General features: G+C 66.0%; 20 protein-coding genes. 12 read left to right on the plus strand and 8 right to left on the minus strand.

From position 1 onward, the window contains the following. Nucleotides 1-102: 102 nt before the first annotated feature. From HQM25_RS05815 to HQM25_RS05825, 3 genes are read right to left on the minus strand one after another with little or no spacing between them, the layout of a single operon-like run. Nucleotides 103-3,444, minus strand: coding sequence for a type I restriction endonuclease subunit R (locus HQM25_RS05815; RefSeq protein ID WP_172991531.1), 3,342 nt, complete (start codon nucleotides 3,442-3,444; stop codon nucleotides 103-105). Further along, on the minus strand, nucleotides 3,444-4,694 hold the full coding sequence (locus HQM25_RS05820) for a restriction endonuclease subunit S (RefSeq protein ID WP_217275200.1): 1,251 nt from the start codon (nucleotides 4,692-4,694) through the stop codon (nucleotides 3,444-3,446). Before HQM25_RS05820 ends, HQM25_RS05815 begins: the two co-directional genes overlap by 1 nt. Continuing rightward, nucleotides 4,691-6,241, minus strand: a complete 1,551-nt coding sequence (locus tag HQM25_RS05825) for a type I restriction-modification system subunit M (protein WP_172989385.1) — start codon at nucleotides 6,239-6,241, stop codon at nucleotides 4,691-4,693. The genes HQM25_RS05820 and HQM25_RS05825 overlap by 4 nt, the downstream gene beginning before the upstream one ends. A gap of 150 nt (nucleotides 6,242-6,391) precedes the next feature. Here HQM25_RS05825 and HQM25_RS05830 point away from each other — a divergent pair, with 150 nt between their 5' ends. The 5 genes from HQM25_RS05830 to HQM25_RS05850 all read left to right on the plus strand — a co-directional run bounded on the left by HQM25_RS05830 (nucleotide 6,392) and on the right by HQM25_RS05850 (nucleotide 8,243). Beyond that, a complete protein-coding gene (locus HQM25_RS05830; protein WP_172989386.1) occupies nucleotides 6,392-7,000 on the plus strand; it encodes a recombinase family protein in 609 nt (202 codons plus the stop codon). Between the two features lie 75 nt (nucleotides 7,001-7,075). Beyond that, complete coding sequence (locus HQM25_RS05835) at nucleotides 7,076-7,327, plus strand: ribbon-helix-helix domain-containing protein (protein WP_172989387.1); 252 nt, start codon at nucleotides 7,076-7,078, stop codon at nucleotides 7,325-7,327. Further along, nucleotides 7,324-7,641, plus strand: a complete 318-nt coding sequence (locus HQM25_RS05840; RefSeq protein ID WP_172989388.1) for a type II toxin-antitoxin system RelE/ParE family toxin — start codon at nucleotides 7,324-7,326, stop codon at nucleotides 7,639-7,641. The genes HQM25_RS05835 and HQM25_RS05840 overlap by 4 nt, the downstream gene beginning before the upstream one ends. Before the next feature lie 89 nt (nucleotides 7,642-7,730). Then, a complete protein-coding gene (locus HQM25_RS05845; RefSeq protein WP_172989389.1) occupies nucleotides 7,731-7,928 on the plus strand; it encodes a hypothetical protein in 198 nt (65 codons plus the stop codon). Between the two features lie 102 nt (nucleotides 7,929-8,030). Then, nucleotides 8,031-8,243 carry a hypothetical protein gene (locus tag HQM25_RS05850; RefSeq protein WP_172989390.1) on the plus strand — a complete coding sequence of 71 codons (213 nt, stop codon included), beginning with the start codon at nucleotides 8,031-8,033 and terminating at the stop codon, nucleotides 8,241-8,243. 329 nt (nucleotides 8,244-8,572) lie between these two features. Here HQM25_RS05850 and HQM25_RS05855 read toward each other — a convergent pair whose 3' ends face one another. The 4 genes from HQM25_RS05855 to HQM25_RS05870 are packed head-to-tail and all read right to left on the minus strand — an operon-like array spanning nucleotide 8,573 to nucleotide 16,611. Next, the gene (locus HQM25_RS05855) at nucleotides 8,573-9,799 is read right to left on the minus strand and encodes a TIGR02679 family protein (protein WP_172989391.1); all 1,227 of its coding nucleotides are present in this window, start codon (nucleotides 9,797-9,799) and stop codon (nucleotides 8,573-8,575) included. A 16-nt stretch (nucleotides 9,800-9,815) separates the two neighbouring features. Next, nucleotides 9,816-13,943, minus strand: a complete 4,128-nt coding sequence (locus HQM25_RS05860) for a TIGR02680 family protein (RefSeq protein ID WP_172989392.1) — start codon at nucleotides 13,941-13,943, stop codon at nucleotides 9,816-9,818. After that, complete coding sequence (locus HQM25_RS05865; protein WP_302182841.1) at nucleotides 13,940-15,112, minus strand: TIGR02678 family protein; 1,173 nt, start codon at nucleotides 15,110-15,112, stop codon at nucleotides 13,940-13,942. The genes HQM25_RS05860 and HQM25_RS05865 overlap by 4 nt, the downstream gene beginning before the upstream one ends. Beyond that, on the minus strand, nucleotides 15,109-16,611 hold the full coding sequence (locus tag HQM25_RS05870; protein WP_172989394.1) for a DUF2397 domain-containing protein: 1,503 nt from the start codon (nucleotides 16,609-16,611) through the stop codon (nucleotides 15,109-15,111). The genes HQM25_RS05865 and HQM25_RS05870 overlap by 4 nt, the downstream gene beginning before the upstream one ends. A 1,003-nt stretch (nucleotides 16,612-17,614) precedes the next feature. Here HQM25_RS05870 and HQM25_RS05875 point away from each other — a divergent pair. From HQM25_RS05875 to HQM25_RS05905, 7 genes are all read left to right on the plus strand, one after another. Further along, a complete protein-coding gene (locus HQM25_RS05875) occupies nucleotides 17,615-18,031 on the plus strand; it encodes a hypothetical protein (RefSeq protein ID WP_172989395.1) in 417 nt (138 codons plus the stop codon). Between the two features lie 56 nt (nucleotides 18,032-18,087). Beyond that, nucleotides 18,088-18,921, plus strand: coding sequence for a hypothetical protein (locus HQM25_RS05880; RefSeq protein ID WP_172989396.1), 834 nt, complete (start codon nucleotides 18,088-18,090; stop codon nucleotides 18,919-18,921). A 247-nt stretch (nucleotides 18,922-19,168) separates the two neighbouring features. After that, nucleotides 19,169-19,729, plus strand: a complete 561-nt coding sequence (locus HQM25_RS05885) for a hypothetical protein (protein WP_172989397.1) — start codon at nucleotides 19,169-19,171, stop codon at nucleotides 19,727-19,729. 302 nt (nucleotides 19,730-20,031) lie between these two features. Continuing rightward, on the plus strand, nucleotides 20,032-20,250 hold the full coding sequence (locus HQM25_RS05890; RefSeq protein ID WP_172989398.1) for a hypothetical protein: 219 nt from the start codon (nucleotides 20,032-20,034) through the stop codon (nucleotides 20,248-20,250). Between the two features lie 5 nt (nucleotides 20,251-20,255). Further along, nucleotides 20,256-20,789, plus strand: a complete 534-nt coding sequence (locus HQM25_RS05895; RefSeq protein WP_172989399.1) for an ATP-binding protein — start codon at nucleotides 20,256-20,258, stop codon at nucleotides 20,787-20,789. A gap of 325 nt (nucleotides 20,790-21,114) precedes the next feature. Further along, complete coding sequence (locus HQM25_RS05900; RefSeq protein WP_172989400.1) at nucleotides 21,115-22,122, plus strand: helix-turn-helix transcriptional regulator; 1,008 nt, start codon at nucleotides 21,115-21,117, stop codon at nucleotides 22,120-22,122. 188 nt (nucleotides 22,123-22,310) lie between these two features. Next, complete coding sequence (locus tag HQM25_RS05905) at nucleotides 22,311-23,261, plus strand: helix-turn-helix transcriptional regulator (protein WP_172989401.1); 951 nt, start codon at nucleotides 22,311-22,313, stop codon at nucleotides 23,259-23,261. On the opposite strand, the gene HQM25_RS05910 is transcribed toward HQM25_RS05905, so the two are convergent. Further along, the gene (locus HQM25_RS05910) at nucleotides 23,237-23,926 is read right to left on the minus strand and encodes a hypothetical protein (RefSeq protein ID WP_172989402.1); all 690 of its coding nucleotides are present in this window, start codon (nucleotides 23,924-23,926) and stop codon (nucleotides 23,237-23,239) included. The genes HQM25_RS05905 and HQM25_RS05910 overlap by 25 nt on opposite strands. Nucleotides 23,927-23,972: the final 46 nt, after the last annotated feature.

The following is a 23,972-nucleotide window of genomic DNA, read 5'->3' on the forward strand; positions in this document are numbered from 1 at the left end:
AGGACCACGTAACTCCCGACGAAATGGCTCCCGCGGTGTGCGGATCTCGATCGGGTCGAGCGGATCCATCGTCAGCAGTAACGCACCGCGTCCATCTTGGAGTCAACGATCAGATGGTCGCCCCTCGGATGCAGGTCCCGTGGCCGCCCCGAGTTGCTGGGCTACGGTCGCGGCGAAGGTCGAATCGGCCAGGATGCGCCGCACAACGTCCTCCGCGATGCGGTGGACATCGATGACGCCGTCGTATTCGACTGACGCGTCGCGGGGGTCGGGGAAGTCGACCTTCGTTGTGTATACGCTCTCGCCGTTGTCGCCGTAGGCCGAGAGCACGTGGTCGTAGATGAGCCGCACCTTGGTCTGGAAGATGTCGACGGTGTATGGGCCGGGTAGGCCGGCGTCGAGCACGGATCGGATGGTGCTGTCGACGTCGCTCATGACGTCGACCTTGCGTCGCCAGTCCTGGACGAGTTTGTCGTGGAGGTGCTCCAGCAGCGACTTCGCGCTGACCCTAACTCGCTGCTGTTCCTCCCGGGTGAGGACCGGGTCGGGCTGGGTGAGGAGGTCGAAGATCGCCAGTTCCTCCTCGGTCATGCCCTCCCGGACGGCGCGTTCTTCCTCGTGGGTGAGGGTGTCGGTCATCTCGATGAGCCGTTTGAGGTACTCGTCGATATTGACGCTGCCAGCGTTGTAGTCGGCGATGAGTTGCTCGATCCGCTCGACAAGCTCGTAGCGAGTCGGGTTGCGTGTCGCTGCGCTGACAGCGCGCGCGAGAAGGAGCTGAGCGAGCCGGTCTGTCTCGGCACGCTTGCGTCCCGCGAGCTTGCGGGCCAGCCCTTCGAAGTCGATCTGTGACAGATCGAGCAGCGGGTCCGGGGTGATCCCTTCGGCGGCGGCCCGGATGACGTACTCCTCCGCCCCGACAGAGCGGTCCAAGAGAGCGTCCACGGCGTCGAGCACGCCGCTGATGTCGGGCTGCGGAGGCTTGGTGACCTCGGTTATGCGCTCCGCGAGCACCCGGACCGCGGCGACGGTGCGCTGCTGAGCCGCGGCCTTCGGGTTCGGGAGTAGCGCCTTGAAGAGCCTCCGAATGAGGCGTGCCCGGACGAGGAAGTCGTTCCAGGTCTCGTCGTCTGCGAGCAGCGACTCGACGGCCGCGTCGCGTTTGGCGATGTGATCGAAGCCGGTGGCGTCGCGCATGGCGACGAGGTCGACGCTGGCGCCAGCGCAGAACGTGATCACGTCGGCGACGGCGGTGTCCAGTTCGCCGGCGAGGGCGTCGATGATCTCGATCGGCGTCTCACCCTCAGAGGCGGCCCCGTAGATCGCGAGGGCGCTTTCGAGATTCCGGAACACACCGACATAGTCGACGATGAGGCCGTTGTCCTTCTCGGGGAATACCCGGTTGGCGCGAGCGATGGTCTGCATCAGGGTGTGGTTGCGCATCGGTCGGTCGAGGTACACGGTGGAGACGCTCGGGGCGTCGAATCCGGTCATCCACATCGCACACACGAACACGATCCGCAGCGGATCCTTAGAGTCCTTGAACTTCTCGGCAAGGTCTTCGTCGTTCATCCTCTTTCGGTGGGGGCGGATGTCGAGCCCCTGGCCGTCGAGCATCTTCAACTCGTTCTGACTCTGCGAGACGACGACCGCCATATCGGTCGACTCCATCAGCGCGATCCGGGAGGCGAGCCAGGGCCGTTCGAGTTCGGGCAACGCGTCGTGCTCGGCCATAAGTTCGTCCAGGTGGGCAGCCCACGCATCCTGCACGAGGCCGTACATACGCACCGCGGCGGCCTTATCGATGCCGACGTACATCGCCTTCCCAGTGAAGCCGCGGGCGACGAAGTGGCGAACGAGGTCGCTTGCAATGGTCTTGAGTCGCTCGGGCCGGGTCAGCAACGTGTACTGGTTGCCCAGTGCCCTCACGAGAGCGCCCTCGACTTCGTCGTCGATCTCGGCACCGTCGAGGATCTGCTCGAGCTCGTCGGAGAATTCCGGGTTGATGAGCTGGAGCTCGGGGATGCGGTTCTCATAGTAGAGCGGGACGGTTGCGCCGTCCTTGATCGCATCACGGAAGTTGTAGATCGACACGTACGCGCCGAACTGGGCACGGGTCGCCTGCTCCTCACCCGCAATCAATGGAGTGCCAGTGAAGCCCATCATGGATGCGGCTGGGAGCGCCCGACGCATGTTCAGCGCGAGCGTGTCGTACTGAGAGCGGTGCGCCTCGTCGGTGATGACGATGATGTCAGAGCGGGTTGACAGCACCGGCATCTCGCGCTCGTCCGCTGCCGGCTGGAACTTCTGGATCAGTGTGAATACGTACCGGTGGTCGGCCGCCAGCAACTGCCGCAACCCTGCAATCGATTCTGCGTGCACCGGCGCACCGGCGGGGATCGCCCCGGCGTCGGCGAACTCGCCGTGCAACTGGGTGTCGAGTTCCTTGCGGTCGGTGACCATCACGAACGTCCATTTGCCCGGCACCTGCCGCAGCACCTTCTGCGTGAACCACAGCATCGACAGGCTCTTGCCCGATCCCTGCGTGTGCCAGAACACCCCGAGTCGCTTGTCCTGCGCCGCTCGCGCCCGGTTCACGTTCTCAATCGCCGCGTTCACACCGAAGTACTGGTGCGGACGCGCCGTCACCTTGATCAGGCCGCCCGGACGCTCGAGGTAGGCGACGAAATTCTCGAACAGATCCAACAGGATGCCGGGGTCGCATGTGCCCCTCAGCGTGGTCTCGAGCGCAATCAGCCCACGCGTGCCCATTGCGTCGATGACCATCCAGTCACCGAAGAACTCCCACGGCGAGTACGTCGAGCCGACCTTCGCGTGGCTGCCATTGGAGACCAGCACGAACAGGTTCGGCACGAACAACTGCGGAATCGTGTCGCGATAGTCGGTGATGTTGTCGTCGAAACCTTTCTTAACGTCCTCATTCGGCTCCTTGAACTCCATCAGCACCAGCGGGACACCGTTGACGAACAGCGCAACATCTAGGCGTCGGCTGTGCATTGGCCCCTTCACCCACATCTGCTGCACTGCCAGCAAGTCATTTGCGGCAGGGTTCACCACGTCGAGGTAGCGCAGCAACTCGATGCGCTTGTCCCCGCGCTCGTCGACCCATTCAGCCCGATACCCGTCGCGAAGCAGGTCGTACACCTCACGGTTCGCCCGCACTCGATCCATCACCGACCGATCCTTGGTGACCGCCGCGACCGCCTCTGCCACCGCCAGGTCCGGCACATCGGCAGGGTTCAGGTGGCGGACGGCGGCGTACAGGCGATGGGTCAGGATGACGTCGTGCTGCGAGTCGCGGCCGAGAGTGCCGTTCGGGCCGAGCGTTTCCTGGAACGCATCAACCGCAATCCATCCGAGCTGTCCGAGCAATTCCATGCTCGGCTTCTCGACGTACAAGTACTCCCCGCCGACGGGAACCATCACGCCACCGACTTCTCGCGAACTTCATCGAGGTCCAGCGCCGACACGTCAATCTGGCCGGTCACCAACTTCGGCAGCAGTAGGTCGCGCAGCGCCGTGAGTCGGCGGTTCTCGAACATGAGCGTCTCCGAAAGGCTGAGGTGGTAGCGAGCGACGTCGTTGAACGATTCAGAAATATGGACAGGCGGAACGGGTATCGGCCACTTGCCGAGTACTTTCCAATCGGCCCGCGGCATCTTGGTGCCATTCGATGTCTGCGTTGCGTGAGCCACGAACTCGGCGCTCGATGCGGTGAACACCGCTTGGCCCCAGTGCGCGGCATGCGGACGGATCACTATGGCGTCGGTCGAGCAGATCCCGTCGACCGGCGCGACGCTCACCTTGTGGAAGTAGGGCCGTATCTTGCCAAAGAGCACATCTCCTCGCTCGAACACGGCCTTGCGACTGCCCTGGGTTCCGGCCGTGCCCCAATCGTCCAGCGTCAGCTGCTGCCGCGGGATGTGTTCTAGGCCGACCGCCGGCATGTCGGGGTCAATCTTGGCGGGATCGACGCTCGCTTTACTGACGGTGACTATGTCGTCGAGGATGCCCGCTGACCACCCCTCGGGGAGGGGGCCGAGAGCGGAGTCGACGATGGGGACGGTCTCGTCTCCGGGGTGGCGAAACTTCACGAACCACTCCCGGTAGATTGCCCGCGCCATATTCTGCAGCACCTGCATCCGCCGTCGGTTGTTGTCGATCAACTCATCGAACAGCGACAGGATCTCTGCAATCTCGCGCTGTGCGTCGACGCCGGGGACATCGATCTCCAGGGCTGCGAGGTTCGAGCCGGTGATGCCCGAAACCGCTGTGCGAGCGGCAATTGAAGCCATCCGCGCCCGGCCTTCAGGCGACCTGAAATAGTAGAAGAGGAATCGGGAGTCGGCCTTGTCGGGATCGGGACGGGCGCGGATCATCGACGACTCGAACGTCAGTGACTCGGGAGGGTCGATAACCAGGGAGCACTTGCCTGCACCTTCGAGCACGAAGGAACGTCGTGCGAACAGAAGGTCGCCGTCGCGGAGTTGAGACTTTGCGAACTCGGCGGGAGTGAGTTCGATTCGGGCGTCGGGCTGATCCGACAAGAAATCGAACGCGAACAGCTCCTTCATGTTCACGAGCTTCACACCGGAGCCGTGGAACTCCTTGGGTTTGTAGACACCGTTCCGCACGGGCTCAGCGAGAAGGTCTCGAAAAGCAATGCGGCTCATGCGTCGAGAATCCCCTGCACCGCGGCATCCACCTTCGCGCGCAGGTCGACAGCGTCGTCGCTTAGGCGTGTAAATTCCTCGAAGAGCTCCTCCAGCCTGATCACGAAGTCTTCCTCGTCGTCATCGGCCGCGGCGGTTCCGGTGTAGCGGCCGGGGTTCAGGCTCCAGCCCTGAGCTTCGATCTCGGTGCGAGTGGCGACCTTGCACAGGCCTGGTACGTCTGCGTATTGCCCTTTAGGAAAGTTCTCCGCCAGTAGATCGCCACTGCTGTTGCGGTTTTCGACGTCCTCTCCCCGGTACAGTCGCACGATGTTCGCGAGGAACTCGATCTGCTCGGGGCGGAAGTCGCGGTGGGCGCGGTCGATCTGGCGAAAGATCTGCCGCGCGTCGATGAACAGCACCGTGTCTTCGCGGGGGGTGCCCGACTTGGCCTTGTCGAGGAACCAGAGCGTGACCGGCAGGGTGACGGTGTAGAAGAAGTTGGAGCTGATCGCGACCATGACGTCGACTGCTCCGGTCTCGACAAGCTGCTTGCGGATCTCCTTCTCGGAGTGTCCGGCATCCCCCGCTGAGTTGGCCATGACGAACCCGGCCCGGCCCGTGTCGGTGAGCGCGGCGTAGAACTGCTGGATCCACAGGAAGTTCGCGTTGTCGGCCTTCGGCATGCCGAACGGGAACCGCTTGTCGCCGGCGAGTTGTTCCTTCTTGACCTTGTCGACGTTGAACGGTGGGTTGGCCATCACGTAGTCGAATGCCCCTACCGCCTTGTGTGGGTCTTCGTAGTAGCTGTTGGCCTGACGGATCTCACCGGACAGGCCATGCAGGGCGAGGTTCATCTTCGCCAGGGGCACGGTGTCCTCTGTCTTCTCCGCGCCGTAGATCGACAGCTTGCGGGTGGCGGACTCGTTGTGCCGCTCGACGAACTTCGCGCACTGCACGAACATGCCGCCCGACCCGCAGGCCGGGTCGAAAACCCGGCCATGAAACGGTTCGAGGATCTCGACTATGAGCCGGACGATCGAGTAGGGGGTGAAGTACTCGCCGCCGCCCTTGCCCTCTTGGGCGGCGAAGTTCGAGAGGAAGTCCTCGTAGATGAATCCGAACGCGTCGCCGGAGAGTTGGGTCGGCAGCGGCGCAAACAGGCGCAGCAGCTCGATGAGAGTCGCACGCTCGAGCTTTTGGTAGCCGCGCGGAAGGATGTCCTTCAGCTCGGGGTTCGCCGTCTCGATCGCCTTGATCGCCTCATCAACCGCCTTGCCGATGTCGTCGCCCTCGGGCAGTGCGACGAGATGCGACAGCCGCGACTCGTTCGGGACGTAGAGCACCGACTTCGCCTTGTAGTCGGCGGGCTGTGCGGGGTTGCGCGTACTCCGGTTCGTCTCAATGTCGCCGCGCACGTGCTCGAAGCGGCTCTCCGCGTACGCGAGGAACACGAGCCCGAGCACGGGGTCGCGGTACTGTACGGGCGTCAACTTCGAGTTCGCACGCAGTTCATCGGCGGCGGCCCAAAGCGTGGCTCGCACTTTTCCCAAATCGGTGGTTCTCACCCCTGAAGGCTACCGACCGTCGCCGACGCACGACGGGCGAATCGATCGCGTTCGCACGCCACGTTGCCGCACGCAGCGGTCCCTCTTCCGGGCGATGCCCGCAAGAGGATCCGAGCGGAGTGCGACGTGACTCGGTGGGACTCTGAGCGGATGGATGGAATACAGATCGGATATGCCAGGGTCTCGACCACTGATCAAGACCTCACGTCCCAGCGCGACGCATTGCTGCGTATGGGAGTTCGCGATGCGAACATCTACGTCGATCACGGGCTGACCGGAACGAACCGTGCCAGGCCTGGGCTTCGGGAGGCTCTGGCCGCGGTCCGTGAAGGCGACACCCTTGTGGTGACCAAGCTTGACCGGCTGGCCAGGTCGGTGAAGGACGCGCGGGACATCGCCGACGAGCTGACGACAAAGGGCGTCGCGCTCAGCCTCGGCGGCAGCAGGTACGACCCCACCGACCCGGTTGGGCGACTGTTGTTCAACGTGCTCGCGATGGTCGCGGAGTTCGAGCGTGACTTGATCAGCATGAGAACCAAGGAGGGGATGGCGGTCGCCAGGGCGAAAGGCAGGTTGAAGGGCAAGCAGCCGAAACTGTCGCTGACGCAGCGGAAGTTGCTGTTCGAGGTCCAGGACCGGGGCGAGTACACCCAGGCTGAGGTCGCCGAGCTGTTCAGCGTCTCTCGCGCCACCGTCTATCGGGAGCTCCAGAAGCGCCGCACGGCGTTTCTCGCCACCTGCGACGCTCACATCTTCTAGCCAGAACCGGCTCCGCCCATCCCCCGCGGAGCCGGAACCCTTGGCAATTCTTGCCAAGGGTCGTATCCTGACGGCATGGTCACGATGAACGTCTCGCTCCCCGACTCGCTCAAGCAATTCGTCGACGAGCAGGTCTCCGAGCGAGGCTTCGGCACAACCAGCGAGTACGTGCGCGAACTGATCCGATACGACCGCGACCGCTCCCTCCTCCGCGAACGCATCCTCGCGTCGGCGGACGCGGAGTTCTCCGAGACCATGGACGGTGCGTACTTCGAACGGCTTCGCGGTGCGATCCGCGCCGCCGGCGACGACGCTACCGCCCAGTGACCAAGAAGTGGGTGCGGACCCGCACCACCGCGGAGACGGAACTGCAGTCCGCGATCGCCTACTACTTGGACGAAGGTGCGGCGGATGCGGCGCTCGGCCTGGTGGACGAGTTCGAAGCGGCCCTGGACGCCATCGGTAGCCACCCCACGATCGGATCCCCGCGGCTCGAGATCGAGCTCGGCATCCCCGGCGTGCGAGTCTTCGCCCTCCGGACCTACCCGTACGTCATCATCTACTTCGACACACCTGAGTTCGTCGACGTCAGACACGTCCTCCACTCCAGTCGAGACATCCCCAACCGACTGGCCGACTGACTGAACGCACGCTCCCGTCCCTCAAACGAGCATCGCCCGCCAAAGGATCCATCCGAACCAGTCGCCGTCGCCGCCGGTAGGGTGTCCGCGTGGAAGACGTGTCTGAGTTGCCAGTCTCGATCGGCAAGGTCGCGCGTCGCGAGCTCGCCGTCCACGGCATCACTCGATTCGAGCAAATGACTTCCTTGACCGAATCCGACGTACTGAATATCCATGGGGTCGGCCCGAAGGCCGTGCGGATCCTCGCGAAAGAGCTCGATTCCCGCGGTATGCGTTTCGCCGGGTAGGTCCGCCCGCTTGGGGATCGTTCGCGCGGTCACGGAACGAGTCGGTCCACTCGGCGACGGCTCGGTGCTACCCCGTCACGCCGGCGCCGATAGGGTGCGTCCATGGCATCGAAGGTCTCGCTCTACATCGGCCCCGCAACGGCATACAAGAAGTTCACCTTCAGCGACGCGGCGGTGTGGGCCGCTGTTCGTGAGCAGATCGTGGTCGCGATGGATGCCGGCAGCGGCCTCATCCAGATCGACTACAAAGGTGAGAGGTTCGTCTTCGTCTATAGCCCGCACCTCATGGTCTCCTGGGTGGAATCCGGCGCATAGAACCGTAGTCGGTCGACCAAGGGTCGGAGGCGCCGGCCCGGTGATGGCGCGGAGCGCGCGATGCGCGTACGGGGGCGACCTCCGCGCACCGCACGGAAAGGGATCCATCCCCGCGGACTACGACGACAAGATCACTCCTCACAGAAGTTGTCCACAGAGAACTTCCCGTCTCAGCAGCGATGATGGCCGCCGACGTCAGCTCAACGCGATCAGTCCGATTCGCGCCTCGGGCGGCGGATGCCCGCCAATGAGCCGCCCGAGGAGGCAGTGCCCCGGGAGTGCGCACGGACCCTCACGCCGCGTGCCCTTCTCGTGCACGAAGCGCGCACCTATAACGGGGCAGGCTCCGTCGCGAGGAGGTCCTCCAGCAGCACGCCGATCAGAGCTTCTTCATGCACGACGATTCCGCGGGCGGCCATCGTGTCAGCCAGCGCCGCATCCCACGGGGTGAGACAGGCCGGACCGTCCAGCGGCTCCGTCTCGTTCAGGGATGCCAGCGCGTTAGCGTAGTCGGCGGCGCCCATCCGCCACATCTGCGCGCCGGCGCCGTGCAGGCGAGCCGCGATAGCTATCCCCGGCCAGTCAAAGTCGCCGTGGTACTTCACCGTGACACCCGCTGCCAGCAGATGCCGGATTACCCGCCAACCAGCAGCGGATGCCTGCCCGGAGAGGCAGACAAGCGTCGCCGGGGCCCTGGCATCCGCGGCGGCCTGCAGCACCTGCGGGTTCTCGCACGCGAACACGGTCGTGCCGGGTGCGGCCAGGGCGGCGTCGCCGGCGAGGTCCAGCTCCTGCAGAGTGAGGTGGGTCACTAGTCCCTGCCGGGCCCGCTCGTAAAGCATCACTGACCAGGGGTCCTCGCCCGGCGGGCGGAGCCCCCACGTCAGCGCGGTGCCCGAGACTGAGTCCGTAAGGATGCCGGCAAGGTTCCACAGCCGCCGTCGGTCCTCGCCGCTCTTCGGAGTCGGCTCGTCGAACCGGGCGGCGACGGCGCGCAGCATCAGCTTGGATGCGCGGGACCCCTCGTCGAAACCGTGCGCAGAGCCGGTGAAGCGGAATGCGAACTCGCCCAGCAACCACGTCCGCTGCTCGTCGAGGACGAAGGCGTCGGAGGAGACGAGCTCGGCCCACCCCACCGCAAAGCGGGCGATGGCGCCGCCGGCACCCGCACCGGCGCGCGTGAGGATGCCTGACGAGCGGACGCTTCCGACGAACGCGTGCGCCTGCGCAGGTGAGAGACCGCCCACACCCACTGCGTCCTCGAGTTGACGGTAGATCTCGAAGACGGCATCCGCGCGATCCTGGCGGATCTTCTTTCGATCCACCAGCGGCGTCTCGCGCACCAGCTCGACGGTTGCCACCAGGCCCGCTCCGCCGTCGAGCGCCCGCAGCCGCTGGTCGAGCTCCGCCAGTTTCAGCGTGACCGCGCCCGCCTCGAGCGGCCGACCGAGCAGGCCTGACAGGTGCGCGGCACCGGCGGAATCGATCTGGATGTGCAGTGACCCGCCGACGGAGAGGCGGGTTCGTTCGAGCCGAGCCCCGATCGCGTCCCACATGGCGGTGAGCGACGAGTCACGCAGGTAGGTCAGCGCAGCCTTGGAGACTGTCATGTCGGGTGAGCTGGATCCGCTTGTGGTGTCCGTCCCAGCGATAGTGCACCGCCGCGGCGGGGGCGTCCTCGCCGTGCGCGTGAATCTCGTACAGGTCCACGCCGGGCGCTTCCGGGTATGTCAGCCACAGGTCGAAGCCGGTCATCACGAAGTCGATGTCCCGCTCGACCATCACCTGGACCAGGTTGCGGCGGCCCTTGGGGTCGACCATCGCGAACGCATCGTCCATCAACAGCAGTCGCGGTGCGGTAGGCGGCAACGCGCTCATCTGGGCGTCAATGGCGCAGGTCAGGGTCAGGTAGGACACGTAGCGGAGCTCACCTGATGACAGTTGCGCACCGCGGATGCCGCGCACCCGGTCAGGTTCGGGACCGAGGATGAGCGCTTCCACGGTGAACCAGTTGCGGTAGTCGAACGCTTTCGACAGGGCGGCCTCGTAGCCGGCGCCGGGGTTGTCGGAGTACTCGTGTTCGACGACGGTGCGAAGAAGCCCGGTCAGCTCGGCGGTCTGTTGCTCCGTGCGGATCGGGCCGGCAATGCTGACCAGTTCGCGGATGCGCACGAGGTCGGGGCCGAGGGCGTCGTTCGCGGTGATCCGCAGCTTCACCCCGATGCCGTTGGAGGTGCGGTACTGCGAGACCCGCTGCGAGGTGGCCTTGATGCTCTCCTGGGCCAGGAGGATCGCTTGACGTAGCTCCTCGCCGACCGAGTCCATGATGTACCGCTGGAACCGGTCGTGCTCCTCCTGTGCGAGTGCAGCCCGCCCGGTCACGTAACGTTCGCGCAGAGTCGCGGCGGTGTGCGCGAGCTCGTGGGCGCCTTCGGCGTCCACGAGTTGCACGACCAGCACGCCGGTGTCCTCATCGGTGTGGCGGATCACCTCGAAATCGGAGGCGACATCGGCGATCAGCGTGTCCAGGGCGCGATGGACGCTGTCTACGTTCGTCCGTGGCTGGCCGGCGAGGAGCGCGCGCACCCACTCGGCGGTCGCGGTGCTTGCCCGGGAGAAGTGGTCGTTGCCTGAGGCGGCGGAGAGCACTCCAGGCCGCTGGCACAGCGACCGGAGCTTCCCGAGCGCGTGGGCGGCTTCGTGCGCAGCGGCGTCGACGTTGGTCGAGGCGGTGGCGAGCTCGCTCTCCGCGTTGCCCTTGCTCTCGGCGAGGGCTGGCACCGCTTCGCGCCAGGCTTCGACGCGGTCCCACGCCTCGGAAAGCGCGGTCGAGGCCGTCGCGTGATCGGCGCGGATCGCGTCGGCGTCGGCGCCGACGGACTTGCGCAGCTGGTCGAGCTCGGCTGCGGCGGCCGACCACTCCCGCCACGCGGAGGAGGCTTTCGACTCCGCGGCGATGGCATCGGCATCCGCGGCCACGCGTCGCTCGGCCGCCTCATCGAAGCGGCGAGTCCCCTCCTGCAGCTCCTCGAGCGCGCGCCCGGCGTCGACGCAGGATCGGCCGGCGCTTTCGGCGGAGGCGTGCAGGTGCGTCAGGCCCTCGTTCTGCCAGGGAAGCCCGGCAAGGGCGCACAGGCTCCGGTGCGTCTGCATCCGCGCGTCCCAGGCCGCACGGGCCTCGAGGGCGGCTGTCTTTGCGACGAGCTGCTCACCCCGAATCAGATCCGCCTGCCGAGCCGATGCGGCGGCGTCCGCATCCGCCCTGCGGACGGGCTCGGAGGACGGGGCAGTGGACAGCACCTCGGCAATCTGCGACCGCTCCGTCTGGACGGCGTCAAGCTCTTCGGCGATCAGCTTTTGCTGGAGGTCGATGTCGGCGATGAGGTTCGCCAACTCCTCCAGACGCTGCTGCCGGGTGCGTTCCCGCGCGGAGTGGCCAATGAAGCGGGACTCGGCAGTGGCGGGCCTGCCGCGCAGCTGGCCGAGGCGGAACGAGCCGTCGCTGGCAATGTTCGTGGGGTGCAGGTCGTCGTCGAAGCCGATCCGTTCGAGGATCGCCGTGACATCGACTTCGCCGTCAGAGCGGAGAATGCGGTTGAGCGGTGATCCGGCGACCGGCCCCGCGGCGTCGACCAGCAGTTCTCCGTCGGCGGCGTGCACCCGGTCGCCGGCGATGACGGCGGTGAGCACGCCGGCGGCGTCGAGTGCCGCCTCGACGCGGGCGCGCACCGCCTGGTCGACCTCGGGGTTGAAGTCCACCGCTCGCCAGAACGGCGTGCCCTCCTCGGCCGACACCCAGCGGGCGCGGTCCGGGGTGAGCTCGCGCCGATTGACAGTGAGGTCCGATTGCTCCTGACCCAGCGCGTCGGCGCGTGTCTGGAGCTCGTCGCGGCGGACGCTCACGGATGCGGCCCGCCGGTCCAGCAGCGTCCGGGCGGCCGTCGCCACAGTGTCAGGGAGCCGGTCCAGGTGCGTGAGGTCCGGGAACGGCTCGAGGCCGCCGTCGAGGAACCCACCGATCGGGGAGGCGGTCCAGTCGAACGACCCGGCAATCTGCCGCACCCGCTCATCCCCAGTCCACGCGACCCACTGCTCGGCGAGTGCCTCGTGGGCGTCGGCGGCCGCCTCGCGAGCCGCCTCGACCTGGGCGAGGGCTTCGATACCGCGCCGAGCAGTTGCGTCGGCTGCCGCCTCGAGGGATCGGATGCCGACATCGTCCCGCTCCAGCTGCGCGGCGTCGCCGCGACGAGCGGCTGCGGCGTCCCTCTTGACCGCGGCGCCGTCGCGGATCCCGGTCAGTTGGGTCAGCACCTGTTCGAGATCGGTGGGCGCGACCGTGGGCGTGACAACGGGCGTCACCTGCTCCTCGACCTCATCGGCGTCGACCGACAGGCGCAGATGGCGCGTCTGGGGGGCGGCTTGGAGGGTCGAGGCGCGTACGTCGGGGACGTCGGTGGCGAGCCCCGCGTCCGCGGCCGTCGACCGCAGTCGCTCGATCGCGGACGAGGCCGACTGTGCGCGGGAAAGCACGTCCTCCGCGGCGCGGTTTGCGAGTGCGGTGGTTTGATCGAGCATCCGTCGTGCGCCGGACGCGGCCGTGAGGGAGTTGTCGGCCGCGGAGGCCAGGGCAGTCACGGTTGCCGTCCGGTCGTTCAGCGCGAGGTGATCCTTGTACGCCGAGGACCGCTCGATCGCGGACAGGCGGGCCTGCGCATCAGCGGCCGCGTTCTTCGCTGCCGCCTCCTCCTGGCGGGCCTCGGCGAGTTTGGCAAGCGATTCGTCGAGTGCGGTCTGAGCGACTCGCTGGTCTTCGCGGGCCCGCCCTTCGGCGAGGTCGGCGGCTTCGGCGGTCTTCGCGACCGCATCCAGAGCGGCCGCGGTGTAGCCGGCGTACACCTCCAGCGCGGCGTCTATCTGCGTCACCTGGCGCTCGAGTCGATGCTGCTCGTCGCGAATATCCGCCAGCCCGTCCAGGTGGGTGCCCGCCTGGGTGAGCACCTCGTCGGAGAGGGGTGGCAACGACTCGGAGAGTAGTTGGGTGAGTTCTCCGCCGTTGATCCTCACGCCGATATCGGGGGCGCGGAGCTTGTATAGCAGGTCGAGATAGGCCCGGTATCGCTCGATACCTCGCTCGTCGGTGATCCCGTAGAGCTCCTGGGCGACGCGTTCTCGGTGGGTGGTGCCCGAGTTGGTGATCCGGTGCGACCCAACCTGCTCGGTGAGCTTCTCCTTGGCGAGCGGCCGGTTCCCGTCTTCGACGAGGATCAGGTCGATCCCCACCCGCAGCGGGGTAATGAAGTACTCCACGGTGGAGGTGCGGGAAGCGGTGGAGTACTTGAAGCAGGCGCCGATCGTGAGATGCGTGCCGCCGGCCAGCGCGCACTCGACCCACACGTAGCCGACGCGGTTGGTGGCGGAGCCGATCATCTTGCGCATAAGCGACTCGACGGTCACGATGCCGCTCGTGCTCGAGCCCATCCGGCGGCGATCGCCGGATAGGAGGAACGGCAGCAGCATGTCCATGCCGCGGGACTTGCCTGACCCGTTGGTACCGAGCAGGCAGAATCGCCCGTCGGGGAAGTCGAAGGTGGTGCTCGCGTAGCGGTGGATGTTCACGATGCCAGCCCGCACGAAACGTGCCCGGTCGGCGAACTCCGTGGTCGGGGCCGGTGCGATGCGCGTGACGGTGGCGATACTCATTGCTGTCCGGTTTCGTCGAAGAGGGTCGTCTGTGTGGTCTGCAGGTTCTCGGCGACGCGGGATCGGGAACGGCTGACGTCGGCACGGTAGCGGGCCGTGGCAGGGCTGATCTGGATGACCCCTTCAGCTTCGCGGGTCAGTGCGAAGCCTTCGAGGTAGCCGAGCACCAGGCCCAGCGTGCGCCTAGCGGCGTCCGGGGCATCCGGCTCGAATGCCGCCTTCCACATGCCGGAGTTCTCGGTGAGGAGTCCCGCGATGACCGACTGCGCCTGGTCAATGGTGAGGACGAGCCGCCCGTCTTCGTCGGCTTTCCCACCCGCCGCCGCTTCGGTCAGGAACAGCAGCGCCGCCTGGCGCAGCGTGCCCTCGCCGGGGAACGGGTCGTCGCTGACCTCACTGGTTTCTCCCCAGGCAAGTGCTCCCTCGCGGCGCACTTCTAGGTGCAGCCCGAACATCTCAAGCGCCGCCTCGAGCTTGGCGCGGTCCTGACGTAGCACCGTCTGCTCGTCGTCGGAAAGTTCCGCGCGCAGCACGACCGGGTTCTCGACGAGCTTTCGCGCCAGCGACTTCAGCGGGGGGACCCGCGGACCGTCGTGGTCGCGAACCGAGTTGGAGAGGAGGTTCGGGAGTCGGTTGCGATCTACGGTCAGCAGCGCCTCCTGGCGGGTATCGGCCGACCAAGCGGCGACGGTTCCTTCGGTCTCGGCGATGACGCCCCAGTCGATGAGGGCGTTCATCGCGGTGACGAAGTCGCGGCGGTCGGTTAGCGTTTCAGAGAAGGCGATGCCGGCTTCCGCGGCGTCGGCGCGCACCTGGGTGGACAGGTGGGAGATCAGCAGCTGATCGCCCACACCCGGTGCTTGCAGGGCTGCGGAGATCAGGCAGATGTCTCGGAAGACGCGGGGGTTCGTGACGGCGCCGTTCTTGGTCGTGTGTAGCGGTGGCCGTGGCGGAGAGCCCTCGGGCAGCGGGGCCTTTAGCAGTCGGGCGTATCCGGGTTCGATCAGGAGCCGGTACCCGAGGTGGAGGGCGAAGCGGGAGCGGAGCTCGGCGCCGTGCCGGCGAACGAGGGCGAACGTGTCCTTGTGGTGCGCGGCATCCACGAACGGCGCGCGCTGCAGCGCCCGCGCTGCAGCGATGAGCTCGGGTTCGACGGCTTCCTCGATCACGCGGTCTCCTCCGTGTCCTCGGTCAGGGTGAGGTCAGATCCCAGGGGCGTGACGACGAACCGGAACCCCTCGACGACGAGGGAGCCGCCCTCGAAGACGATGCGGCTCTCCCCGTCGATGCGCTCTCGGCGCATACTGAACCCCGCTTGGATGAAGTCGAACGGCTCGGCGTCCTCGGAGCCGGACGCCATCTGGGTGAGCGCACCGATCAGCAGCGACTCAGCGGCAGGACCCAACTTCACGTCGTCGAGGGTGCCGACGGCAATGAGCTCGGTGGCTGCGATGCGCTGCTGGCGCTCGTTCTCTTCGGCTTCCTGGACGGCGAGCTGGTCGTACATGGTGGTATCGGGAATGGGACTCGTCCGTCCCCGCGCGGACCGGTCGCCGCGTTCACGGAGGCTCACCGCGACGGGCACAGCAGGGGCGTTCCACCACGAGGTCGACGCAATCGGCTGAGCCATCTCCGGGTCGCCGTAGAGCAGGTGCCGCCAGCTGTAAACCCCGAAGGTGTTGGCGAACAGGCGGCGCGCGTCGGCGGGCTCGGCCGCATCGAACTGCACGGCCAGGCGGAGCAGGTCGCTGCGACGTGAGACGCCAGAGCCGGCGTTGGAGATAATGCGGCGGGCGTTGACGATGAGCTGGTTCAGTGCCTGGTCGGTGGCACTGCGCAGCGAGGCGGGGCCGGAGCTGTCGGCGTTGCCGTCGTACCAGCGGGTCAGGTCCTCCCACTCCTTCCGCGTGCGCCCGGGCGTGCGCTCGGTGTTCTGGTCGGTGAGGGTCTGCCAGGCCTGCAGCTTGACGATGAGTGCGTCCAGGTGCGGGTCGAGCTCGCGGAGGGTGCGGTGGATCGTCGGCCAGTTGCGCCGCACGTCGGCGCCGATGATGTCAACGTAGCCGATGAGGATCGTCTTGAGGTCCATGTAGTCGTCGCCGACCAGGTCGAATCGGGTGAGGACTGTGTTGAGGTAGCCGTAGAAGTCCCGCAGAGAGTCATGGAAGACGCGGTGGTTGCTGAACACGCTCGTCACACGCGCGGCGACCTCGTTGGTCTCCGGATCTCCGTCGTCGCGAAGAGACGTTGCCAGAGCGCTCAGCTGCTCTGCGATCACTCCCAGCAGCTCGCGCGCGACTTCTCGTGCCCCGTCGGCGGCGGCGAGGACCTCGTCGGATTCGCGGGCGACTCGTGACCCGAGTTTGGAGACCTGGTAGCGGCCGCGGGCGCGCAGCAGATCGGCGATCGTCGTGACCCGCTGGTTGCGCACACCGGGGACGACGTTTCCCCACTGCACCAGCTGGGCAAGCCGTGCCTCCACTACCTGCTCGTCGACGTCGTATTCGCGTTGGAGCGAATCGGTGATCTCCGCGGCAGACATCTCCCGGGCCAGCATCTCACCGTTGAGGATGCGCATGATGGAGATGTACTGCGGGGCGTGCTCGGCGGTGAGGTAGGCGAACAGCCGGCGCCGAGGTTCGGTCGGGTCGGCGGTGGGCTCAGCCACGGCTGCCGGCCGCAAGAGGACCGACGAGTCGGGCCTGGAAGGCATCGGGGAACATGGCTTGCAGACTACGACGCGCCTCCGACATTGAGCGTCGGAAGGATCCATCTCGCGACATAGAGCGTCGTCCGCGTGGTTGCCCCGCCCCCAGCCGTGTCCGATTTCGGTCTCGCGCGATCTCCGAGGACGCTCTGCTCTCGTCTGCAGATCGTGAGACCAATCATCCAAGCGGGATGGAACCATCACGAAGGTGTGTGCACGCGCCCACCACGATGGTCGTCGCCAAGATCATCGTCCCGGTCGCCATGAGACGGTCGGGACTGAGAGGTGCATGGTCCCTGCGCTCGGGCGACTCACTGCACGCGGCCGTTCCTCATACGGGCATTGCCCGTATGAGGAACCTCAATCGCACGGCTCGCGGCCCGCACGCCTCGTTCCTGCTTCGCGCACCGCCCGCATAGTGATCGTGGTCCCAGCTCTGAGCCAGCACGCTCGGATGGCGCGATCCCCTCAGACAGCCATCCGCAAGGCGGCGCTGTCGTTTTGCCCGACAAGCGGCGCCGATCGGCTCACCTCGCCGATCTCGCCCAAGTATTGCGTCGGCAATTTTCTACCCAAAAACCGGAACAAAAGCGCAATTGATAATGTGCGTCGTCGGCATGGCGGGCTCATTTGCGCCCTCGACGCCCCCCGTGTATGGTCACTCCATGGCTGTCACTATTCGCATTCAATGCCACGAGTCGCCCCCTCTTGCCCACGTCATGGAAACCGACTCATTCGCATTTCTCCCCGGTAGATCCACAAATCTCGAATCAACAACGATAACAATAGTCACATCGATCTTTCGATCGATCATCGAATTAATACTCGGGCGAAAGGATGCTCGTATGGCGCTCTACAGCGAAGTCAATATCAGTAGTACTTTGGAATTCAGTGCTGCTGCGACTGCGGGTCAACGGTGTTATCCGACTACGACGGCGCGCGCGCAACGATATGGAGAAACGCGATGAGCAATGAAGGATCTGCGCATGACTACCTTCACTGCTACGACGACGGCACGTTCCACGCTGGCGACATCGCTATCGCCGGCGTCCGGAACCCACTCGAGAACTCTGACACGAAAGGCAAGAATCGCCCGTTCGTCCTCGTCCGCCGCGCCAACGGCCACTGGCGTGGCATGGGACTAACGACGAACTCGCACTACGCCAGCGGCGAGCCGCGGGTGGCTGTTCCCAACCCGACCGCAGTCGGACTTCGAGGTCGCGGCTTCCTGTGGGGCGATCGTCTCACCAGCGTCTGCGTTCTTGATATCGGCCAGATCATCGGTCGAGTTGACCTTCCACTCGCCACTGCCGTCGTCACCCTCGCTGGGCTGGGCTGCGAGGATGGCGCCACGCTTCGTCGAGCAGCGGCGGGCCTGTGACGCGACCGCCACTTACCAGCCTGCTGGGAAGCAACCACACCGAGACGTCAAAGTACTTGCGTGAGACACTCCCCAACACCCTGCAGGTCCGGCGACGGCTCAGAGAGCAGGCCGGCCCGGCGCTGATCCCGGGGATCGGCGAACGTGGTGGAGCGGCGGGCTCGGCATTCGACATCCTGGTCGCGTCGACCCTCAGTCCCGAGGCGATCGCGCCCTTCCAGGGCCCTCGGATCTGGACCACGTTGCACTACGAGGTTGCGGAGGCCGTTTGCGCGACCATCGCCGACGCCCGCCGAGACGATGACTTCTTCCGTGCCGTGTGGGCCTACGGGCTGCTGCTGAGCTCCATCCGCTCGCTGCACTCCTTCGCTGCCAGTCCCATCAACCCGCCGATCTTCCACTCACACACCGTGGACGAGGTGCTCAGGCAATTGCCGGACCTAGTCCCCGAATACCGGCTCGATGATCTCCGAGCGTTGGATGCGCTTGCTAGCGAGGCGTTGTACCCAAAACTGAGCCCAAGAGCGCACTTCCACGCGATGCTTTCCACCGACGCCGTGCTGGCCGAGGCTGACATCATCTCGGAAGGCCTCCTCGTCGACCTGAAGACCTCGCGCGGAACGACCGACGCAACAGGCCGATTGCGGCTTCTACCGCCCGCCAAAGACGTCTATCAGGTTGTCGCCTACGCCCTGCTGAACGGGACCGGGTGGGAGGAAACCTACGGCGAAGTGACCGAAGTCGGAATCTACGCAGCGAGGTATGGCGTGCTCGTCACTTGGCCGCTGAGAGCACTGGCGAACGAACTATATGGAGGTCATGCCGACATCGATGACCTCCGGATCGGACTCCACGAGGCCATGTTGTCGGACCAACTTGACATGCTCTGATCCTCCAAGCTTTCCCACTTGGCCTGCCGCAACCAGAGCCGCCCTCCCGGTGCAGCGGCGCGGCGTTCGAATGGTGCACGTAAACGGGATGTCTAGCGGACGCGCTTCGAGCCGCACGCGGGGTGCCTTCACCGTGCAATGCCCGTATTGGGATCGACCTTCGGAGCCGCGGCATGTCGTTGACGGTCTGTCGTCACCCCGGAGATGCGAGCTTCCTCGTCTGCCTCGCGCCGATACGATCCACGAGATGGATGCGATAGGCGACTTCTTCTCCCAGTTCCAAGCGAACGATTGGGCCACGGCCGCGCTGGCTGTCGTCGCCATCCTCATCTCGGTGGGTACGTTGCTCCAGAATGCATGGTTCCGTCCGAAGCCTCACTTCGAGATTGAGTGGGAACCGCTGTCGATGGTCGGGCCGAATGGCGTTCTCATCACGATCTGCCGAATCTGGAACGACGGCGACGCGACTGCGCGCAACGTGCGGCTGAGCGTGGAGGCTGAGGGAGTCGTATGCAACTTGAAGTACTGGGAGCATTGGCACGAGTACGAACCGGGCAAGGGCAAGCACGGATTCGAGGTGCCGCTAGAGCCGGTCGACTACGGATGGACGTCACTCTCGACCAAGGAGATGTACCCCACGGCATGGACCGACGAGCAGCGCCGCTACCCGAACCATGAGATGCAAGGCGTCTTCACGCGTGAAAAGGTGCTCCGCCCGATCGTGAAGATCCGCTACCGAGGCAGATGGCGCCCGGTCTCATCAAAGGCCCCTGCCCTCTCGGGCACACCGACTATGGGTGGATGCTGACGTCACACAGCCGCCATCAGCACGAAGAGCCGCTGCGCCTGAATCAGATGACCACGCAGTTGCGGACAGCGTGACATCGCGTGCGAAGCCGAAGTGCCGCACGACATCGTTCCCTCACCGCGCAATGCCCGTATGTGGATCCCCCACGAGGGGGTCGGACCCTCATGGCGGGACGAATTCGGCGACGCGGTCCTCGACGACGACGGCTACCAGGACTGGTCTCGCCGCAGCATGGACGTCCCAGGCAGCACGTACGCGCAGGGAGCTACACGGGCTCGAAGAAGACCGACGTTGGATCGACGATGCTGCACGAACTCGGCCACGCCATTGGCCTGTCCCACCCGCGACAGGTGACCGAGGAAGGTCACGGCGCAGACGCCATGGCAGCCGGAGATTGCTACCTCACGCTCGATCAAGCGACCATGTGCCAGGCGAGAGTCCTCGGCAGCGGCGGAATCTATCGCACGCATCGCCAGATTCTGCATTCCTACGATTTCACGAGTATCTCCTACCAGTATTGACAGGGATGACCATGATGCGGTTGCGAACAATGGGTGCTGCGGTGATGCTGGCAGGCGTGATCGCGGTCAGCGCGGCGTGCGCGACCTCTGGCGGCGAGACCGGCATGGAGCCTGTGGCACAGGCTTCACCCTCTCCGCGTGCCACGCCGCCCAATGACACCGAGATCGCCGTCGCTTGCGGTCTCGATGTCGTCCGCGAACTGGCTGACGAGGCCTACTACCCGTCGCGGGCAGACGCCATCGCGGCATCGCTGGACTACCACCGCACGATGGGGACTGCGGTCCAGGAGAGCACTCACTTGCCATACGCGTTGTATGTGGAGTTGCTCGAAGCCGCGCTGCAACAGCTCCCTGAGCATGAGCGCGAGGTTGACGCCGTCGACACGTTGAGCATGACAGTCACGGATGACGGGAGGGAAGTGGGCACGGTGGAAGTCTCGCCGAACATCAACGGTCGGTACGGGCTGACGGGATTGGGCTTCGCCCCGCGCGACACCGCCCTCTGCGACGAGTACTACGTGGGTGACTTCGAGGAATGATGCCCGTGCAAAGAGAGTCCCCGCGCGGACAGACATAGCGCCAGCCGGTAGGGAGCCCCCAGCGGATACACCAGGCCGGGCACGGCCACGCCGACCAACCCGGACCCGAACGTGACGAACCTCCACCGCGACACGCCGGCACCTCCCGCGGGGCACCGCTTCCGTGCGCCGCTCGGTAGGGGATCGGTTGGGGCCGCGGCTTGCTCTGAGCGCACCATACGACCCTCGGATGTTGTTTTTCGATTGTTCGAGGGCCATGATCATGCCGTGTGAGAACACCGCATCGATCCCGCGCGCTTGATCGGGATGACCCTGACAACAAGGAATGTCTTTGGTCGCGTTTCATTTGAGCAGTGTTCCGGTCGACGATCGTCCGGCGTTCATCGATGAGCTTGCGCTGAACTCGTCGGTTCCCTTCCGAGCGGGCGCCAGAGACTCAAGGCGTCCGGTCGACATCGATCACGCGTCGGCGTACCTCGGTGATCTCGAGGTGGTCAAGACCCGCTTCGAGAACTGGGAGGGCTTCCGGTCTGCGCGCCAAGCTCGCGACTCCTCCGAGCCCCGTGTCATCATCTCGGCAGGGGCGGACCTGCAGATCGAAGCGGGGGACGCCCAGTTACCGAGGGGCAGCCAGACGCTGGTCGCCTACTGGAGCGTCTCGCCGTGGCGGGTGTCGACGGGTGTTTCCGGGACGAGCCACATCGCCCTGACGGTTCCGCTCGCCATGCTGGGCCTGCCGTACGTGCTGGTGCGCGACCAGATGGGGCGCGATCTCGGTTCGAGTCCGTTCGGGCGCGTGATCGCCGCTCATATCGCGTCGCTGACATCGCTGGGCGATGTGGCCCCAGCGCAGTCGGCGGCGCTGGTCTCGCCGACGATCGATCTCGTGCGGTTGACGCTTGCCGCTGCCGCCGGCGACGAGTTCGCCGGCCGCGAGCCTTTGGCGCGGACACTGGGGCTGCGGGTGCTCGAAGTTCTGCGTGCGCGGGCCGGGGACGCCCAGCTGACGATGCAGAGCGTGGCGGATGAACTCGGGGTCTCTCGCCGGAGTGTTTTCCGCGCGCTCGAGCAGCTCGGCGTCTCCGCCGAGGAATGGTTGCGGGAGGAGCGGCTGATCCGCGCTGCCGCGCTGATGCAGGTCGGCGTGGCGCACCTCGCCGTGGGAGCTGTCGCCCGGCAGTGCGGCTTCGCCGACCATTCGTCGTTCTCGCGCGCCTTCCGCCGGAGGTTCGGATGCTCACCGTCGGAATGGACCACGCTGTCCGAGGCCGAGCGCAGCGGGCTCGCGAAGAGACTTGTGCGTTCTCCCCTCGACGCGCAGGACCAGCCGTGAACGGCTCGGGCACTCACGGCACAACTCGCGGCACTCTGCGTGAAGGCGCCCGGCCTGGTCGGCGACTAGCATCTGGCTGAGCTGGGCGCTGCCGTGGGGTGGCGAACCCTTCGTCTGAAGTCAGACACCCGCGTTCCCGGCCACGAACAGTGCGCATTATTGGGCCCGGCGTGCCGGTAGGAGGGGCCGTGCAACGACTGACCATCGATGGGATGCCGCGCGAGGAAGGCTTCTCGCTGATGCACGACCTCGCAGCCGCGAACGCGGTGCCTTACGCGGTCGCCGCCAACGATCCTTCCCGCCCTATGACCTTCGACATTCAGCATCGGCAGTTCGCGCGGGGGGTCGTCACGGACGTTCGAATCGGGAACTACCGCGCGACCCGCAGCGACGCGCTCGTGCGGCACTCCGAGCCGCGACTGATCTTGCAGATGTCTCCTCAGGCTGTCACCACCGAGCAGCTCGGACATCAGGTGACTAGCAAACGGGGATCCATGGTCGCCATGTGGAGCCTCGACCCGTTGCAGACGAGCGTGACCTCACCGGCTCGGATCACCGCCATCACGCTGCCCCTCGGCGACGTCGCGTTGCCGCACCGGATGCTCAGAGAGCTCATGGGGCGCGATCTCGGGGCGGCCCCGTTCGCGGCAGCGGTGTCGGCGTATCTCGCCCAACTCGCGCAGGCCGATCTGACCGTCCTCGAATCGGATGCCGTCGCCGCCCCGACGACTGATCTGATCCGGTTGCTGCTCAACTCCGCCGCCGGCGACGAGATGTCTGCCCGTCGTCCTCTGGGTGACACCATCGGGGCCCGCATCATGCTCTATGTGAGTGCCCACCTCAACGACCCCGACCTCACCGCGGAAGGGGTGGCGTCCCGGTTCAGCATCTCTCGCCGGTACCTATACGTCATCCTGAACCGGATGGGCATCTCTCTCGGCGACTGGCTCCGCAGCGAGCGGCTCACCCTCGCGGCATCGATGCTCCGCGACCCGTCGCAATGGCACGTCCCCGTCTCGCAGATCGCCCAGCACGTCGGCTTCATCGATCACTCGTCGTTCTCCCGCGCCTTCCGCGAGCACTACGGCTGCACCCCGACCGAGTGGCGCGCGGCCTACTGCTCATCGATCTCCGGGTAGAGCATCTCCAGAGGGCCGGACAGGCGTGCCCGCACGCTCTCACTGTAAGCATCAAGAACGAACTCACCGGATCGCCGGTCACGGACAGCGGCGAGAATCCCTTCCGCCGCAGCTTCGACCGAAGGGTCATCCGCCTCGTCGAAAGCGCCCACGGCCGCGATCACCTGGATGCCGGCCCCGCGAAGCTCGAGTCGCAGGGCGTTGATCGCCGACCACAGTGCGGATTGAGCGACAGCGAACGCTCCGGTGAGATTGAGCCAGGCCTGCACCGACACGACGCACACGATGACTCCGCCGCCACGGACGGAAAGGCCGGGAGCGAGCGCCGAGAGCACTCGGACGGTCCGCAACACGGTCGAGGAGAAGTGGCGCGCCAGCGCAGCCACGTCACCGCCGCCGACCGCCACCGGCGGCCACGTCGACGACGAGAACGTGCTCAGCACCATCGACACGTCCGACGCGCGCACGCACATCGCGGTCACCGACGCGGGGTCGTTGGCATCGACCGCGAGCGGGATGACGCGGTCCGCGTCGAACACCGTGATCTCCGGAGCACACGCATACACCCTCGGGGCGCCCGCGCGAACGGTGGCATCCGCCAGCTGACGTCCCAGGTCACTTGACACATCGGTGACCAAGACCACCTCGCGCTCGATACCAGTCACGGCCGCCTCCAACCTTCAGTCAACTCGCGGCTGCGCGGGCTCGCCT

This window comes from Microbacterium hominis (assembly GCF_013282805.1).
Lineage (GTDB): Bacteria > Actinomycetota > Actinomycetes > Actinomycetales > Microbacteriaceae > Microbacterium > Microbacterium hominis_B.

Bases quoted from the DNA above. Each gene is read 5' to 3' on its own strand.
- HQM25_RS05815 (WP_172991531.1), bottom strand. From the start codon at position 3,444: ATGGTTCCCGTCGGCGGGGAGTACTTGTACGTCGAGAAGCCGAGCATG.
- HQM25_RS05820 (WP_217275200.1), bottom strand. From the start codon at position 4,694: ATGAGCCGCATTGCTTTTCGAGACCTTCTCGCTGAGCCCGTGCGGAAC.
- HQM25_RS05830 (WP_172989386.1), top strand. From the start codon at position 6,392: ATGGATGGAATACAGATCGGATATGCCAGGGTCTCGACCACTGATCAA.
- HQM25_RS05835 (WP_172989387.1), top strand. From the start codon at position 7,076: ATGGTCACGATGAACGTCTCGCTCCCCGACTCGCTCAAGCAATTCGTC.
- HQM25_RS05850 (WP_172989390.1), top strand. From the start codon at position 8,031: ATGGCATCGAAGGTCTCGCTCTACATCGGCCCCGCAACGGCATACAAG.
- HQM25_RS05855 (WP_172989391.1), bottom strand. From the start codon at position 9,799: ATGTGGGACGCGATCGGGGCTCGGCTCGAACGAACCCGCCTCTCCGTC.
- HQM25_RS05860 (WP_172989392.1), bottom strand. From the start codon at position 13,943: ATGAGTATCGCCACCGTCACGCGCATCGCACCGGCCCCGACCACGGAG.
- HQM25_RS05875 (WP_172989395.1), top strand. From the start codon at position 17,615: ATGAGCAATGAAGGATCTGCGCATGACTACCTTCACTGCTACGACGAC.
- HQM25_RS05885 (WP_172989397.1), top strand. From the start codon at position 19,169: ATGGATGCGATAGGCGACTTCTTCTCCCAGTTCCAAGCGAACGATTGG.
- HQM25_RS05890 (WP_172989398.1), top strand. From the start codon at position 20,032: ATGCTGCACGAACTCGGCCACGCCATTGGCCTGTCCCACCCGCGACAG.
- HQM25_RS05895 (WP_172989399.1), top strand. From the start codon at position 20,256: ATGACCATGATGCGGTTGCGAACAATGGGTGCTGCGGTGATGCTGGCA.
- HQM25_RS05900 (WP_172989400.1), top strand. From the start codon at position 21,115: ATGTCTTTGGTCGCGTTTCATTTGAGCAGTGTTCCGGTCGACGATCGT.